The sequence below is a fragment of the Nonomuraea sp. NPDC005692 genome, assembly GCF_040631115.1.
Taxonomy (GTDB): Bacteria; Actinomycetota; Actinomycetes; order Streptosporangiales; family Streptosporangiaceae; genus Nonomuraea.
On the sequence record NZ_JBEXYU010000067.1, the window covers coordinates 1 to 15,513 of the forward strand.

The 15,513-nt window shown below is 65.4% G+C and carries 16 protein-coding genes; 9 read left to right on the plus strand and 7 right to left on the minus strand.

The genetic code is table 11. The annotated features are described in order from the left end of the window. Positions 1 to 109: 109 nt before the first annotated feature. Positions 110 to 457, minus strand: a complete 348-nt coding sequence (locus tag ABZ459_RS52250) for a hypothetical protein (protein ID WP_357988929.1) — start codon at positions 455 to 457, stop codon at positions 110 to 112. Between the two features lie 857 nt (positions 458 to 1,314). On the opposite strand from ABZ459_RS52250, the gene ABZ459_RS52255 reads away from it, so the two are divergent. The 4 genes from ABZ459_RS52255 to ABZ459_RS52270 all read left to right on the plus strand — a co-directional run bounded on the left by ABZ459_RS52255 (position 1,315) and on the right by ABZ459_RS52270 (position 3,335). Continuing rightward, the gene (locus ABZ459_RS52255; RefSeq protein ID WP_357988931.1) at positions 1,315 to 1,593 is read left to right on the plus strand and encodes a hypothetical protein; all 279 of its coding nucleotides are present in this window, start codon (positions 1,315 to 1,317) and stop codon (positions 1,591 to 1,593) included. Positions 1,594 to 1,602: 9 nt separating this feature from the next. Continuing rightward, on the plus strand, positions 1,603 to 1,923 hold the full coding sequence (locus ABZ459_RS52260; RefSeq protein WP_357988933.1) for a recombinase family protein: 321 nt from the start codon (positions 1,603 to 1,605) through the stop codon (positions 1,921 to 1,923). Between the two features lie 160 nt (positions 1,924 to 2,083). Then, entirely contained in the window at positions 2,084 to 2,329 is a 246-nt protein-coding gene (locus ABZ459_RS52265) for a hypothetical protein (RefSeq protein WP_357988935.1), read from the plus strand. Between the two features lie 655 nt (positions 2,330 to 2,984). Continuing rightward, positions 2,985 to 3,335, plus strand: a complete 351-nt coding sequence (locus tag ABZ459_RS52270) for a hypothetical protein (protein WP_357988937.1) — start codon at positions 2,985 to 2,987, stop codon at positions 3,333 to 3,335. Between the two features lie 341 nt (positions 3,336 to 3,676). Here ABZ459_RS52270 and ABZ459_RS52275 read toward each other — a convergent pair whose 3' ends face one another. Then, positions 3,677 to 3,931, minus strand: coding sequence for a hypothetical protein (locus ABZ459_RS52275; protein WP_357988939.1), 255 nt, complete (start codon positions 3,929 to 3,931; stop codon positions 3,677 to 3,679). Between the two features lie 1,467 nt (positions 3,932 to 5,398). Here ABZ459_RS52275 and ABZ459_RS52280 point away from each other — a divergent pair. Next, a complete protein-coding gene (locus ABZ459_RS52280; protein ID WP_357988941.1) occupies positions 5,399 to 5,611 on the plus strand; it encodes a hypothetical protein in 213 nt (70 codons plus the stop codon). Between the two features lie 420 nt (positions 5,612 to 6,031). On the opposite strand, the gene ABZ459_RS52285 is transcribed toward ABZ459_RS52280, so the two are convergent. From ABZ459_RS52285 to ABZ459_RS52300, 4 genes are all read right to left on the minus strand, one after another. Beyond that, a complete protein-coding gene (locus tag ABZ459_RS52285; protein WP_357988943.1) occupies positions 6,032 to 6,844 on the minus strand; it encodes a cytochrome c biogenesis protein CcdA in 813 nt (270 codons plus the stop codon). After that, a complete protein-coding gene (locus ABZ459_RS52290) occupies positions 6,837 to 7,616 on the minus strand; it encodes a thioredoxin domain-containing protein (RefSeq protein ID WP_357988945.1) in 780 nt (259 codons plus the stop codon). The genes ABZ459_RS52285 and ABZ459_RS52290 overlap by 8 nt, the downstream gene beginning before the upstream one ends. A gap of 175 nt (positions 7,617 to 7,791) precedes the next feature. Then, positions 7,792 to 7,920 (minus strand): hypothetical protein, encoded by a 129-nt coding sequence (locus ABZ459_RS52295; RefSeq protein WP_357988947.1) that lies wholly within the window; start codon positions 7,918 to 7,920, stop codon positions 7,792 to 7,794. A gap of 143 nt (positions 7,921 to 8,063) precedes the next feature. After that, positions 8,064 to 8,900 (minus strand): helix-turn-helix transcriptional regulator, encoded by an 837-nt coding sequence (locus ABZ459_RS52300; RefSeq protein WP_357988949.1) that lies wholly within the window; start codon positions 8,898 to 8,900, stop codon positions 8,064 to 8,066. Between ABZ459_RS52300 and ABZ459_RS52305 the strand changes: the two genes are divergently transcribed. The 3 genes from ABZ459_RS52305 (at position 8,866) to ABZ459_RS52315 (ending at position 13,696) form a co-directional block, all read left to right on the plus strand. Further along, a complete protein-coding gene (locus ABZ459_RS52305; protein ID WP_357988951.1) occupies positions 8,866 to 12,414 on the plus strand; it encodes a DNRLRE domain-containing protein in 3,549 nt (1,182 codons plus the stop codon). The two genes, ABZ459_RS52300 and ABZ459_RS52305, sit on opposite strands and share 35 nt — an antisense overlap. Before the next feature lie 134 nt (positions 12,415 to 12,548). Further along, positions 12,549 to 12,788: a NucA/NucB deoxyribonuclease domain-containing protein gene (locus tag ABZ459_RS52310; RefSeq protein ID WP_357988959.1), complete on the plus strand. Its 240-nt coding sequence runs from the start codon at positions 12,549 to 12,551 to the stop codon at positions 12,786 to 12,788. A 311-nt stretch (positions 12,789 to 13,099) separates the two neighbouring features. After that, a complete protein-coding gene (locus ABZ459_RS52315; protein ID WP_357988953.1) occupies positions 13,100 to 13,696 on the plus strand; it encodes a DUF6461 domain-containing protein in 597 nt (198 codons plus the stop codon). Between the two features lie 446 nt (positions 13,697 to 14,142). On the opposite strand, the gene ABZ459_RS52320 is transcribed toward ABZ459_RS52315, so the two are convergent. Continuing rightward, positions 14,143 to 14,700: a bacterial transcriptional activator domain-containing protein gene (locus ABZ459_RS52320; protein ID WP_357988955.1), complete on the minus strand. Its 558-nt coding sequence runs from the start codon at positions 14,698 to 14,700 to the stop codon at positions 14,143 to 14,145. Between the two features lie 235 nt (positions 14,701 to 14,935). Here ABZ459_RS52320 and ABZ459_RS52325 point away from each other — a divergent pair, with 235 nt between their 5' ends. Continuing rightward, positions 14,936 to 15,454: a hypothetical protein gene (locus ABZ459_RS52325; protein ID WP_357988957.1), complete on the plus strand. Its 519-nt coding sequence runs from the start codon at positions 14,936 to 14,938 to the stop codon at positions 15,452 to 15,454. Positions 15,455 to 15,513: the final 59 nt, after the last annotated feature.

The following is a 15,513-nucleotide window of genomic DNA, read 5'->3' on the forward strand; positions in this document are numbered from 1 at the left end:
CCGGTGATGATCCAGGTCTTGGTCCCGTTTGTCGTAGTCATGACGGCGAAGATAGACATTCGAGCGCGCTCGAAGGCAAGCAGGCCATCCGGCGGCGCAACGATGGTCGTCAGTTCCAGAGGGTCGGGCCGGAGGCGCAGAAAGGCGGCACTCGCGGCGGTCTACGCGGCGGCCCCTGGATGGGGCGTGATGGTCGCCTGGCCCGCACCGCACGCTGTCGTGGACACGCCTGCCCCAAGGCCGGCGCAGCCGGATCGTCGCCGCCGCGCAGCCGTTCGAGGGCCGCAACCGCCTGGTCGCGGCCGACGTCACCGGCGAGCAGCCCGACCGCGATCCGGTACCGCACCCCCCGATCGCCCTCAACGGCGAGCCGCGCCAGCAGCGCCCCGGCCGAAGCGCCCAGCGCGGCCCGCCCCCGAACCCGGAGATCGCCGTCCTGAAGCGCGTCGTCGAACACCCCGGCGAACATCCCCGGCCCCGCAGCCGGGCCAGCGCTTCGAGGGCGACCATCCGGACGGGCGTTCGAGCCGACTCGGGTGGATCGTCATGATCCCGATCATCGAACTCGCCCGGATCCCGCACGAGAGGTGCCACGACCGCCGCGTCGCCGGAGTCCCCGTGCGCCGCGAACCCTGATGCAGCGGTGTACCCTCCACCGGCGACGCGGTCGTCTCGGGTAACGGCCGGGGCGGCGCTGGCAGCTACCGCCGTTGCCATGAGCAGGTTGCGGGCCTGCTGAACATGGACGCGTGAGGGCGGAGATGTACGCACCGTACGGGCCGAGTGCACCGACCGCATGCTGATCTACGGCGAACGGCATCTGCACTAGGTGCTCGGTGAGTACGTCGATCACTACAACGGCATCGGCCGCACCAGTCCCGCGCGCAGCGGCCACCCGATCACGACGAGCAGACCGCCGTCCCGCCGGAAGGCCGGATCGAACGCCGGAGGGTGCTCGGCGGACTGATCAACGAATACCGCCGAGCCGCGTAGCTGCCCCGGAGAACACCCAGCTCAGGCCCTACGTGATGAGTTTGAAGCGGTACAGGGTCGGCGGCTGCCGGCCGTCCGGTGGTCGAGTCTGGACGAGCCTGTCCGAGTCACTGTTGGACACCTCGGCTTCATGGCTTTGCTGACTCGCATGGCGCCCAACCGGGCCCCGATACCAGTCATAGTTCCGGAAGCTCAGCCGCTGGATGCCAGCGGATGGAGAGAGGGGTTCATGTGCGTTCCCACCTACGCGCGACCACAGTCGTGGCGGCTTTCGCCGCGCTAGCCACAGGTGTCTTGGCGGCTCCGGCCGCCGCTGACGGTGTGCGGACCGATCGGGCGGGTGACTCCGGTGCGGCCCGCATGGTCGGTGAGTGCACCGATCCGGGATTCGTCGGCGCCATCCGCCTCCGCAACCCGCTGGGGCTGTACGAAGTGGACTGCATCCGTCCCGAGAGCGTCCGCTATCCCGGGCCGGTCTTCGTCACTCACTGCAAGCCCACCAACGGCGGGCGGCTCAACCTGCACATGCCCGGCGGCGAGGTGCTCGAATGTCCCGCCACCGTCTACCGGGACGCCATCGGGTACAGCGCCTGGGCCTGACCGGGCTCCATGCCGCCCACCCGCCAGGCATGGGAGGCGCTCCTGGCGCTGCCCGAGGCGGGCGCCACCCTGAAGTTCTGGAAGTCCGACCGGTGGGGCCGCTCAGCGGGGCACGTGCTGACCACGGTCAACGAGCTGCGCGACTGCGGCATCACCGTGGTGCCGCTGACGGAGAACTTTGATCTGGCCTCCAAAGGAGGGCCGTTTCATGTTCGCGGTCTTGGCCGCGGCCACGGCCGGAGCCGTCGAGGTCCTCGCCCTCAACGTCGAGGACCTCGACCTGGAGAACCGGCACGCCCCGTCCGCTCCAAGGGCCGCTCGCGCAGGTAGTCGATACTTTCGGCGATGTCTGCGGCATTCCGGCAAGGGTGCGGTGAGCGCCCGGCACCGTCAGAGGCGACCCAGGCAACCTCGTGACGACATATCACTCTAAGTAGCTGAACGGATCAAGCGCGTCGCTCTTAGGGAGCGACAGTTAAGGGGAACCGACATGCGAAAGATCATCGCCGTCGCCGTGGCCGTCGTCGCGGTGGCCGGAGGGCTTGCCGTAGGAAGTGCCGCGCACGCCGACGGGTGGGAAGGTCCGATCGATTCCTGGACCAGGTGGCCCATCGAGCGCGCCTATGCCATCTGCGACAGCACCGGCAGGATCGGTGTGCAGAACGGCGTCTACCGCACCTACAAGTGCGAAGAGGACGGCTTCTTCACCGTCTACCTGTACGTGCACCGCCGATAGGGGCGCGCCCGACTCGTCGCCGGCCTGCCCCGACACGGGCGGGGACGGGACAACGCTGGGCCAAGAACAGCGGTCCGTGCGTGCGTGCGCTGCCGTCGGGCAGGCACAGCAGCCGGGGCAGCAGGTGGGCGGTGCCGGAGTCCCAGTGGACCCATTGGACGGCGCCGCTCGCCCGCGAGGTGCCGGCCAAGGACTTCCAGCACACTGCAGGAAACCGAGACGCTGCAGGGGTACACAACCCCAGCCGCCCGGGGTCGGACTTCAGCTCCAGCAGGAACCCGTCCTCACCCGTGGCCAGGTACCGCATGGACGGCGCAGGCAATGACAGTTCCAGCCAGCCGCGCGCGCAACGCTGATCGATCGCTCTCCACACGCTCGATTGCCTTCACGCCGGAGTTCACCATGCTCGGCATGCTGAGCCCACTTGCCTGACGTGCCTGACAGACCTTCACGCGGCTGACCAGCCAGGTCGCTTGACTACCCCAGATAACGATGGCCGTGGTCGGTACCAGGCAGGCGTGCACCTAGCTGCGATCAACGATTGGCTCACCCGACCTTGAGACACGTCCAAGGCCGGATGCTGCCAGCGGCTGGATATTGCCGGGGTCGCCGACGACGCTCACACTGACTTCGTCGGCAGGCGGAGCGGGCTTCGATGATCGTTCTCCAGCGCAGCATCACCTACGCCGGATCGGCGGAGGAGACCGCCGTCGTCCACGTGCTGGTACGGCTCCCGCGGCTGATCCTCGACGCCGGCTCCTTCTCCGGCGCCGCCGTCGAAGCCTCCTTCGCGCAGCCCGTCAATCGGGACACCTACCGCGCCGACCTGGTCGACGAGCTCGCGGTCGGGTCCGAGGCCGCCCGGTTCCTCCTCTCGGCGGTGACCGCCGGCTCCTTGGATGCTCTCACCGTGCCGGTCTCGGTGGCCTACCGCACCGAGGACGGCCAGGTCCATTACGGCGTCGACTCACAGAGCTGGCAGGTCCGTCGAAGCCAGAGCCCGTGAACCTGACGCCACAAACCAACAAGGCTTGGCGCTGCGAGGAGACGAGCACGAAATCAGCCGCTCACAGCCGAACGAACTCGGGGCACCCCTCGAGCCAGCCTCCCGGCCGGGACCGTCTCCGCTCCCGAGAACACGATCTTCTCGGAAACCGGTTGACCTGCGCAGATCAGCATAGTTTGGGGCTAGGACACGGCCGGGGGGAGGATGCCTACTACGGTCTGATCACCGGCAACTGGGCAGCGTTCGCCCCGACCCCGCCCTCCGGGCCCTGACCACGAAGTGCACCAGCGTGAGGGGCGCTCGGCCTGCGACCCGATGCCCCTCACGGTGTGGCAGGGGCCTCAGTCCTTCTGCCTCTTCTTCTTCGCCCCGAGAACGGCGCCGCGGATTCCCCCGGCGATGCCGCCGAGATGAGCACCGACCGCCATGCCGGTCAGGCCGCCCTCGGCGCCGGCCAAGCCGCCGAGCACGATGCCGGCGGTGGCCCCCCTGTCCGCACCCTTCACGGCGCCCTTCAACCCGCCGTCCGGCGTGTCGCGGATGATCTCTTCTTCAACCTTCTCGATCGCCCTCTCCGCGCTGCCCTTCTTGGCCATGAGCCCTCCCGTGTTACGGAGCCAAGCCCTTCCTATAAGCAGTAGGCGGCCCATCCGCCCGGAAGTCAACGCGGGCGGGCTCGTCTCCTACGCTGGGCCGCCCCGTCTCGCGCCGGCGGGCTCGGCATGGCTGTTCGCCCCGCGCCCGCCGAGTGCGGGAGGTGTCGGAGGCGTGATCACCGTCCGGCAGTGGTGGCGGGAGGAGCAGCAGGCCCCGGCCATGATGGATGTCCGGGGCCGCGGAAGGTTCGAGAGCTCACGCCTCGGAGGAGCGGTCACTCCCGCCTATGTAGGCGACGCCACCATCTCTTCCATGCAGGTACGTTGCCCGGTAAGGCATCGCCGCTGCTGTCCCCCATGTCGGAGGAGTCCGATTCGCGGAAGGTCAGCTCAAGCTCACCAAGGAATCTGGTCTTCCACTTTAGCGACTCCACCTTGTGTGCGTCGCCCTTGGCCATCAGGCGAAGGACTCCCAGAAACGCCACGACTGGTAGAGCGATCGGCAGGAGCCAGACGTAGGGGCTGCTGACCGTTTCACCGATCGCAGCCCACACCTTGTGCTAGCTGTCCTTACGAAGGGCTAGGGACATCGACCCCGTCCTTTCCGATGGCAGGCACGAACGTGTAGTCGGGGAACCTCGTCCCACGGATTGTGGGACGAGGTCACACTGCAACAGCCCAGCCCTGAGGTAAGGCGCGGTCTGGGAAACCACATCCCGTGCAGGGCACATAGCTCTTGGGGCGACCACCGCGTGTAGAGGGACGGATGCCGTTGGAAGATCAACGGATTCCATGTCGGTCTCCGCTTCTCTGTTTCGACACCCCTCGAACTCGATGCGCCATGTCGGCTCACCTTGTCCCGATCGCTCGTCAACAACCTACCTCCGCCAGCGGCCGGCGCGGAGGGCGTCCTGCGGGCACCGCGGCCGCCGGGCACGACGCGAAGCCCTCCGTGGTCTACGGTCCCGCCGACCAACCCGCCATCTTTCGTAGGACCGGGGCAGATGGAGTCGCCCTGCCCCTCGTAGGGCATGCCAGGCGGCGAGCGGACCGCTCAGGACGCCGGCGGCTCAGGAATGAGGGCAAGAATGTCTTGATGCCGGCCTCGGTGAGGATCTCCTTCATGACAGCGGGGAACTCCCCACCCCGATCTCGGAGCAGAAACGCGCCCGACAACTCGCATCGTCCAGGTCCATCACCAGGTTCCTCATCGCCTGGGCGACCCAATTTGCGGCGGGGCGCGGGTGGCGCCGGATCAAACCTGCCGGCTTGCTGATCTCCCACACCGTGGAGGGTGCCACCTTGATACCGAGCGTTGTGAGCTCGCCGTGAACCCGCCGGTAGCCCCGGCTCGGGTTCTCCCGAACAAGACGCAGGATGAGAACGCGGATGCAGCGCACCGTGGGCGGGCGACCGGCCCGCTTCGGCCTGTAGGCACGGGGTGTCACGTCGTTTCATCAGATCGCGATGCCAACGCAGGACGGTCTCCGGCCGGACGAGAAGCCGAAGCCGGCACAGGACCTCGCGGTGCAGCGAGGCCAGGAGCGCGGCGAGAAAGGCCTGATCCTCGGGTGCGCATCTCACTCTGATGTCAGCGCCGAGCTGGCGTTCCAGGACAGTGATCTGGTGACGCAGGACGAGAAGCTCCACGTCCGTGTCCCGATCGCCCATGGGTGGTGATCGCAGCGCGGCGATAGCGTTCGTGACGGTCAGGTAGGCCAGGCGAAGAAGCGCAGCGGACCATCCTGTCGTACGCGTTTCCGTCTCCGGGCGACAGGAACTCGCGTCTGGCACCCGAAGCCCTCTCAGATGCATGACCTGGGCGGATGTAGCCATCGGCATGCGCAGTGTTCGTCCTGCACCGCAGCCCCGATAGTCAGCGGTCCGGCAGGTCCAGCAGGTCGAGGAACGCGCTCGCCGCCGGGGTGCGTCCGACGCCGCTCCAGATGAGGTACTCGACGCGCGCATTCGGCACGCTACGACGTCGGATGCGCTCGAGCTCCCCCTGTTTCAGGCGGCGGGTTTCCGCAGAGCTGACGTCCGCCGGCCGTGCGATGTCCGCTTGTCTTGCCTATTTGTGGCCGGGGAGGGGCCGCGTGATCATTTCCCTGTTTTTCGCAGCCGCCGAACAATGAGTACGCCCAGAGCGACTCCTGCTCCCGCGACCACCAGTAGATCCGGCACCGATACGGCTGCCGCCACCTGCTGGAGGCCGGCCTCCCATGCCTCGGGGATCGGCATCGTCAGGGTCCGGGTGCCGTCGAAGGCCAGGAAGAGCACCCCGAGGACGATGAAGACAAGCCCGGAGGCCACGGTCGTGGTGTGCAGGCGCAACCCGCCGAGCCGCAGGCCACGGCCGCGCAGCCAGCGCCGGCGGCCGAGGTCGAAGCGCTGCCACACGAGGGCCAGAGCCAGCAAGGGCGCGGCCATGCCCGCCGCGTACAGAGCCAGCAGCACGGCGCCGCGCAGCGTGCTGCCGGACGCGGCGGCGATGGTGAGCACCGCGCCGAGCACCGGCCCGGCGCAGAACCCGGCCAACCCCGAGACGGCGCCCAGCGCCAGCACGGCACCGGGCGAGTCCCCGCGGACATGGCCGCGCAGCCGTTCCAGCGGACCGATCGCCCAGCCCTGCCCCGTCAGCTGCAGCACACCGAGCAGGATCAGCATCGCTCCCGCTGCCGTGATCAACACGTCTTGGTGGCCGTAGAAGAAGCCGGTGACCAGTGCGGAGCCCATCCCCAGCGGGACCAGCACCGCGCACAGGCCCAGGTAGAACAGAAGCGTGCGGCCGACCAGGGCGGCATTCCCGGGGAAGGCATAGGCGAAGAAGGCGGGCAGCAGCAACGCACTGCACGGGCTGAGGAGGGCGAACAGCCCGCCCAGGAAGGCAGCGGCGTACCCGACCTCACTCATGGCGGGCCTTCTCGATCTGCTTGACGAACTCCGACAGCGGCTGGGCTCCGAAGAAGAACATGCCGTTGATCAGGAACCCCGGGGTGCCGGGCATGCCGAGCTGGGCGCCGAAGGCGAAATCCTGCTCCACCGCCTCGCGCAGGGCCGGATCACGGCGGTCGGCGTCGAAGGCGGCCATGTCGAGGCCGATCCTGGCCGCCAGCGAGCGCAGCTTCTCCTCGCCGAGGCCACCGGACTGGTCAGCGTAGACCGCGTCGTGGAAGGCCCAGAACTTACCTTGCCGAGCCGCCGCGCGTCCGGCTATCGCGGCCCGCATGGACTGGCGGCCCTGGGCGGGGAAGTCGCGCCAGAACAGCCGTACGACACCCGTGTCGATGTAGCGGCGGCGCAGCTCGGGCTTGATCTCGCGGGCGAATCTTCCGCAGTTCACGCACTTGAAGTCGCCGAACTCGACGATCGTGACGGGCGCCGACGCCACACCGCGGGCCAGGGAGTCATCGATCGGCGGGACCGTCGGCCCCTCCCAGGTCGGCGTCGGTTGCGCGGTCTCCTCCGACGGCTCGACGGTGTGGGTCGCGCCCGCGTCCGGCGGCTCGGCGATGGTCGGTGCCGACTCAGTGACGGCTACGGGGCCGACGCCGGAACCGGAGTCCGGAGGCCGATCCAGTGCGGCGACCGCCAGCACACCCAGCACCACCGCTGCCGCTGCCGTCATGGCCAGCACCCGGCCACGCGGACCGAGACGGGTCCGCTCGACAGGCTCTTCTCTCACGTGCCCCGTCCTTCCTGATATCAGGGACAGGATCTCGCAGTCCCGGCACGGGCGAGGACATAGGTATCAGCAGCGGCACAATGCCTGCGGTTTCCTGGGACCGTCGCCCGGCAGGCAGAATGCGGACGCCAAGCAAGAACCGAAAGGGGGAAAGGTCATGAACCGCCCTGCGGCGCTACGCGACCATCGGTCTGGTGGGGGTGCCGGACGCCTGGCGCATGACGTCGGCGATTTTGACGTCCTTGCCGGCGAGGATGGACGTCACGTAGCCGGAGACGAAGGGCACCCGGGTGAGGCCGAGCATAATGCGCCGGACGCAGCCTGGGCACCGCTACGCCCCGGTCGTAGGCGATCATCGTTGTAGAGCACCCTGGGGTGGCGACCGCGCGCTCATGGAGGACCTTCTACCTGGGGGTGGTCGTGGTACTACTGGCCGAGGACGGGACGTTACTGCCAAGCCTTGACATGCCAGCTTGTCGTGGATTCCTGCCGAGTACCTTCCGGCAGGTCGAGGAGCCCGTCATCGACCACGCGGTTCTGCTCCAGCGCGCGTTCTCCTGCGGCGTCCACGCTGATGACGTAGAACTTGGCTCGCAGGCCGACCGGCTCCTTGAGAATCATTCGGAGGACGGACGACTCGCCCAAGCGGGTTCGCACGATGCGCGCCTTGACGTAGTAGGCGGGATGCGGGTTTCGCAGGTCCACATTGGGGACCTCTTCCACCACGAAATGCTTGCGTTGACTGTCCAGCGTGCACTTCACTTCGACCGTGACATCCATGACCTCACCGCTCTGGGCGGGCACGTACAAGGCGATCGGATAGTCGAGTGCGCACGGGGGGCGTTGCGGGCCTCGGTTGAGCAGCACGATCATGGTCACCACCGCGATCGCCGCGACAGCTATGACTGCGAGCACCCGGACACGGCGTAGTCCCTGGGGCGGCTCCGACGGGGCTTCAGTGACGGCATCGCTTCTGGCGCGCCGCCACAGGTCGGTCATGACCGCGACATCGGTGCCGCACTGCTCGGCCCAGTCGATGGCCTGCTTCTCATCCGGCATCGCCTTCGCGTTGAGCCAGCGACTCACGGTCGCCTTCGACGAGTACATGCACTGAGCGAGATCTTGCAGGCTGAGGTTCGCCTTCTCCCGGCCGTATCGCATCTCCATGGCCAGCGCTGCGCGTGCGGGTGGGACGTCGCCGGACAGTTCTCTCAGCTGGCCGAAGTCGGCGGCCAAGCAGAATGCCGCCATGGAAGTCGTTGATGAGACGACCGCGACGAGCATCACCTACGCCCTGCCTGACGGGAAGACGTTCAAGACCGAGGTAACAACTGCCCCCGTCCGGACCAAGCTGGGGAACGAATGGGTACCCATCGACACCACCCTGGCAGAACAGGGCGGCAGACTACGCCCCAAGGCCATTGTCGATGGTGCTGTCGTGGAGATCTCGGCCGGAGGCTCGGACCCGTTCGTGAAGATGGCCGTTGACGGGAAGTCATACGCGCTGCGGTGGCCAACGCCACTGCCCAAGCCGACCGTCAAGGGGAGTGTCGCAACATACACCGATGCAGCTGGTGTCGGGGCAGACCTGGTGGTGACCGCGCTACCCACTGGGTTTCGGCACGACGTCATACTGCGGCAGCGGCCATCGAAGCCGCTGGAGATGCGCATCGGCGTCGAAGACGAAGACCTCACCCTGAGCAAGGACAAGGGTGGACGACTGCTACTGAAGGATGCAAGCAAGAAGCTTGTCGCCTCGGCTCCGCAGCCGCTGATGTGGGACGCCAGCGCGCAAGGGCGCCTTCCTTTCGCCAAGCATGCGAAAGTCGATGTCGATGTGGTCGCAAAGGACGGGGGCACTGAGCTTGTCCTCAAGCCGGATCATGCGTTCCTGGCTCATCAGGCGACCATCTACCCCGTTCTTGTGAATCCGGCGACCGCCACACTACCGCTCAGCACCGACATCGAACTCGTCAGCAGTCACAATGCGAGCAACCCCGCCAACGGGACCTACGGCTTTATTATGGCCGGAACCCAGGACAACCTTCAGCATCGAGTGCATCTGAAGTTCGACACCAGTTCACTGACAGGCGCCACCGTCACCGACGCCAAGCTGTCAATGAACAACATCGACTCCCCTGCCTGCGGCCCCACGGTCGGCACCGGCATCCAGGTCGCCCGCCTGACCAGCAGCTGGGACCCAACCAATCTTTATTGGGCCAACAAGCCCACGTTAACCACCGAGGACGCCTCGACCAATACCAAGGGCGTCACTCCGAGCTGCTCCACATGGCCAGACACAATGGACTGGAACGTCACCGGAATCGCCCAGGACTGGGCCTCTGGCGCGACGAACCACGGCTTGGTGCTCAAAACACCCGCAGAGAGCACCGTCAAAAATTACCGCACGTACACCGCGGCAGAGAACACTGAGAGCTTTGGTGTTCCGCCGAAGCTTGTTATCACCACCAGCGGTCCTGCGTCGTCGCCGACCGTCACCGGGCTGAGCATCACTCCCGCACAGACCGTGAATGGCGCCACGGTGACCAGTTCGCTCACGCCACAACTGGCAGCAACCGTCGCCGACGCCATCGGCGGAAACCTGGCCGGCGAGTTCGAGGTCGAGCATGACCCGTCTTCGACTGGCCAGGGTGTTGGCCGGATCTGGTCACACATCTCACCTTCGGTCGCCTCTGGCGAGCAGTCCGTCGTCAGCGTCCCGGCAGAAAAGCTGAGCGACGGCTGGAACATCCGCTGGCGCGCCCGAGCAGTCAATGCAATCGCCGCGACAACGTCAGCGTGGTCGGTGTGGCAGAACGTTACGGTCCACCTCCCTGCCCCCCAGCCGAATCCCACCGTGGGTACGCTCCAGGTCGCCCCCGCACACCAGGTCGACGGCAGCACCATCGTCAGTAGCCTCACCCCCAATCTGCTCGCGCAGGTGAGCGATGGCACGGCAGCTACCCTCCGGGCGGAGTTCGAGCTGGAGCACGATCCAGCTGCGGCCGGGCAAGGCACCGGCCAAATCTGGGCGGGGGCGGCCGACAACGTTGCGTCCGGCAGCCAGGCCATTGTCACCGTCCCGGACAACCTGCTTGCTGATGGCTGGAAAGTGCGCTGGCGCGCTCGGGCCACAGCAGGTGATCGTGCCTCCGCCTGGTCTGACTGGCAGCTATTTGCTGTGGACGTGACGGATCCAGGCGAGGAACCACTTGCGCAAACTACTGGGCCGGTGCTTCGAACGGATCAAAGCTTCACCGTCGCTTCCTGGCTCCGATGGAGCGACAAGGAGGGCAACTTCTCTGTTGCCGAGCAGCGCGGCACCCACCAAGCACCGTTCCGGCTCGGCAACACGCCGGACCACGGACTGGTGTTCACGATGCCTAGCGCCGATGCCGCCGACCCGACGATCCAAGGCATTCAGTCCGGGGTCGAGCCGCCGGTAGGCGAATGGTTCCACCTCGCTGGTACTTATGACGCGGCGACCAAGACCGCTACGCTCTACCTCAACGGCAGCCAGATCGGCACCAATCAGCTGGCCCAGCAAACGTGGCATGCTGAAACCCCCATGCGGATCGGGTCCAGCATGGCTGGCAGCGTCGACGACATGAAGCTGTTTCAGCGAGCGCTGAGCAGCACGGACATCGCAGATCTGCACTCCCGGACTACATCCGCAGTCAGTTCAGGATCGGAATCCCTGAACGAGCTGAGCCCGGCTGCCCCGGCGACAGCCGACGCGGCAACGGCCGGCAAATTTAATTACGAACACATGAACACAGCGGACTGCATGAATACGCAGGGAGACTATAATTACTTCCAGGCGCGTATCCAGGAAAAGCCTTACGCCTCCTGCCGGTCCGCCTACTACTACCTCACGGATTACGAGGAAGAAGACTCCACCAGCAAGCGAATGGTGAAGTCTCAGACGAGGTCCAATGCCTTCATGCTTCTTGCGAAGCACTTTGGCGCCGGGGCCTTCAGAGACGACGACAATCTCCGCTTTCGCGCCACGTGGGTGATGCACAGCTATCTCGGCGACACCGTCGGCGAGAACATCGTCTACCCGGCCGGCGACCTGAAGCCACAAGACATCAAGATCTGGATGCGCATCGACGAAATCGCAGTAGAGGACGCACAAGGCAGGGTCAAAATCAGTCCGGCCCAGATGAAGGGCCTCAACATGGGCGCCGGCGTAAACCTCAAGGCCCAAGATCCTGGATCGACCTGCGTGGTCCGCAAGGGGGACCGTCAGATCAAAGACGTTTCCGCATGGTACACAAGCCCCGAATTCGAGATGACGATTCGGGTCGACACCACGAACCCGCTGGACGCACCGTACTGCACGATCCTTCCCATGGTGGCCGTGTACGACAAGCCCGCCGAGGAGTCGTACTACTATTTGTGGAGCCAGTACGTCAAGGACGAAAACGGGCTCGAACGCTTCGTCCGACGAAAGGGCGACACGGTCAACCAGCAATGGGAGACGTATGCACCGTGGTTTCGCTGCGACAAGATGGCCATGGGGTTCGGCGATTACCGACATGTCGGCGGCTGCATCAACCCCCAAGCCGGCAGAATCTTCACAATGTCCAAAACAGCTGACAGCAATTTCATTCAAGCAATCGAACATATCCAGGACGCCATGGATCCCAAGGTCAACAAAACCACCTTCCCGCCCTTGAGGCCCGGTCACTACTGGAGTCAGCCGTCCTATCCCCCACCCGGAGAGTTCTCGGCACGGAACAAGTCAAGAACATTCCCGGAAATTGGGATGATCTTACGGCCAAGCCGCTGGTGAAGATCACCGAAGAGGAAGAGGGTGTCAATCGGGGAGTTTGGTCCAACATCCCGATGCACATGGACGTCGGCGCTACACAATACGAGTACAAGTACTGGCGGCAGACTCGCGGGACCAATTACTGCAAGTATTACATGCCGACGAAGTACCCGCCGTACCCTGCTAATGACACGCCACCGGTGGCATCCGGCATCAATTGCGACGAGTATCCCTTCGCATCCACCAAACAAGGGGCCGGTTACGTGAAGGGCCACTATTCCGTACGCGCCGTAAGAGCGACTCAGAACAGAGCCCATGGCAATGCACTGAGTGCTTTCTATTCAAGCTATCGCGTAGGGCCGAGAAACCCGTTCTGGATAAAGATCGAGCCCTAGACGTCTAGCTAGCGATCGTCGCGGGGGGATCTCTTGAGATCCCCCCGCGACGACTGAACTTCAACAGAAGATTCAAGCGCAGACGAGATACGCAATCCAGAAGACGCGAGAATTCCAGCGGCAGCAATACCCAGGCTTAGCAACATCCCAGGAGGCCTGGTCACGTACCCGTGAAACGGGGACGCTGGTCAGCTTCGCCGTAGCGCCGGCGCCCACAACCATCCGCGCCAGAAGTGACACTCGCCGCCAGTTTAATGCACAATCGAGAACAAAGGACGATCCATGGCAAGGCCAAGTGCAATGATGGGGGCATGAACACAATTCCTGGCAGCTACTCCCATCTCGCCAACGCCATGGAAGGTACCTGCTACGTCTACGTTCAGGGCATCACGCCCTCGGACGTGATAGCCAGGCTCGGCGCACGTGCTGAGAAATTCACTTCCATGACGCAAAGCGATGTCTTCAACACATCCTTCGCGAGTCCGTCCACCTCGCATAGGTTCATTGCCGCCACAGCCATCGGAGACTGGACCTTGCTTGTGGATCCTGGCGGCTCGCTCGGCATGGCCGAAGAGGTGATCATGCCGCTCTCGGCAGGAACCCGGCTCGTCTCCCACTTCTTTCTCTCGATCAAGGCCATCGACTACTTCTTCTGGATCGAAAACAGTGAGCTCCGGTTCTGCTTCATAGCCCAGGAAGGGTATGCCCCGGATGTTCCGGATGAACTCGCAGACACCATGGCCGTGGTCGATTCTGTCTACCCAGACGCCGACCCTCACGAGGGTCCGATGTTCATCCTGGCCGAGGAGCTCACAGGCATCACGATGACACCACAACTACTGGAGGAGTCCACATATCTGTGCGGAGCAGTCCCCTCTCCTCACTCTGAAGAGCTTCCCTCCCCCTGATAGAACGGGTTCCACGGTCATGAACTCGCAGATCGCCCCCGTGTCGTCGAAACGGACGCGACAGGGTGAGGGGTGTCCGCCGCCGCGGTAGGTGCCGGGGGCGCGCCCTCCGGCGATGACTGCAGCGTATGCGGGGAAGGTCAGGGATGCATGCTGGGCCCGGCTGAGTAGGCCGAGGGCGGGCCGGTCACCTCCAGAGTGGTGAGGGAGTAGGACTCGTCGGCTCCGGACGCGGGCCGAAGGCGAAGTACACCTCGACCGCGTCCTCGTCATCCGGGGCGGTTCCGAGGGGGCGTCGGCGGTTGAGATGATGCGGGACCAGGCGGACCGGACCCGGCCGGCCAGGTACGCCATCGCCTCCGCGGCAGCGGCCCCACAGCACCAGATGTCCCCGATCCACAATCGGGCACTCTGCTTGTCACTCACGTCGCAAGGCAACGCGTCTACTACGGTCGCGATCGCCAGCCGCTGACCGAGATCCGCAACGCCTTCCGCGCCTTGGCGTTCTCGTAAGGCGCGGTCACCTGTGGAGCACCTCGCTCAGCGTTTCTCCGTCCGATAGTCCCTGGCACGCCAAGGCTGCGCTGGTGCTGATGTAGCAGCTCGGCGGTCCGCGAGGCATCGTCGCGCCGGTCGAGCCGCAGCTGCAACCGGATGATGCGGAAGTACGTCTCTTCGGTATCAGGGTCCAGCTCGCGGGCACGCTCCAGCGCGGCCAACGCGCCCTCGGCGTCCACGTCAGTGAGGTGTTCCGCCAGTTGCGCAAGAACGTCGGCCTGGGAGCGGGTCAACGGATACCGCTGGTCCTCGATCCACTCTGCGGTAAGCCCTTCCGCCAGTTCTCCGGTGCACAGCTCGGCCGCCTTCGTGAGGGCAACGAGGCGGTCGGCCGGCTCAACGGCCGACCTGATCCGCTCCAGCGCCTTGTCGTAGTCCCACAGGTCAACGCTGATGAGGTCGCGATCGATGCGGTAGACCGCCGGGGTCTTTCGTGGTCGAGGCACTGATGAACGGTGCCCGCTTCGCCTCGACGCTCTTCTGCCCTGTCGCAGCCACAAGCGCGCCTCGGAGATGTCGGAGAGCGTTGTGGATGTCCTTGCCGAGATCGTCCGGCCAGAGCGCGGTGGCCAGCTGATCACGGGTCACACCGTTCGGATGCAGGGCGAGATGGGTCAACGTGTTCAGCTGCAGCCAACTCAGCGTCAGTGCTTCTGACCGGCCACGAACGTGTACGGCAGAATGACCCGCAAGGTGCCGATCATCGCCGAGATCCGGGGCCTGGTCTCCAACCGGCTCGCAGCCGTCGACACTGATGATCCTGAGGCCCGGCTGTTAACCGGGCCACGGGGTGGTCGCATCAGCACCGCGGTCCTCCGCGACGCGACGCACTGGGACGAGGTCGTCACCCAGCTCGGCTACGAACATCTTCGCCGTCACGATCTCCGCCATACGGGGCTGACGTGGATGGCCGATGGCGGGGTTCCCCTCCATGTCCTTCGCAAGATCGCCGGCCAGGGGTCTGACGACTACACAGCGCTACCTCCACCCAGACCTCGGCGCCATCGCCGAGGCCGGGAATGCGCTCAGCGCGCACATGGCGGCGACGTGGTCCCCAAGTGGTCCCCAGCTGCGAGTTGCCTAGAAAATCACTCTCAAGATCGCGACACGAGAAAAGGCCGATTGATCTGGGCTTACACCCAAGTCAATCGGCCTTTTACAACCGTCGGGACGACAGGATTTGAACCTGCGACCCCTTGACCCCCAGAACGTGGGAGTGGGTGTTCCCGCACGTCAAGCGCACCCCTGCACTGAGCTCG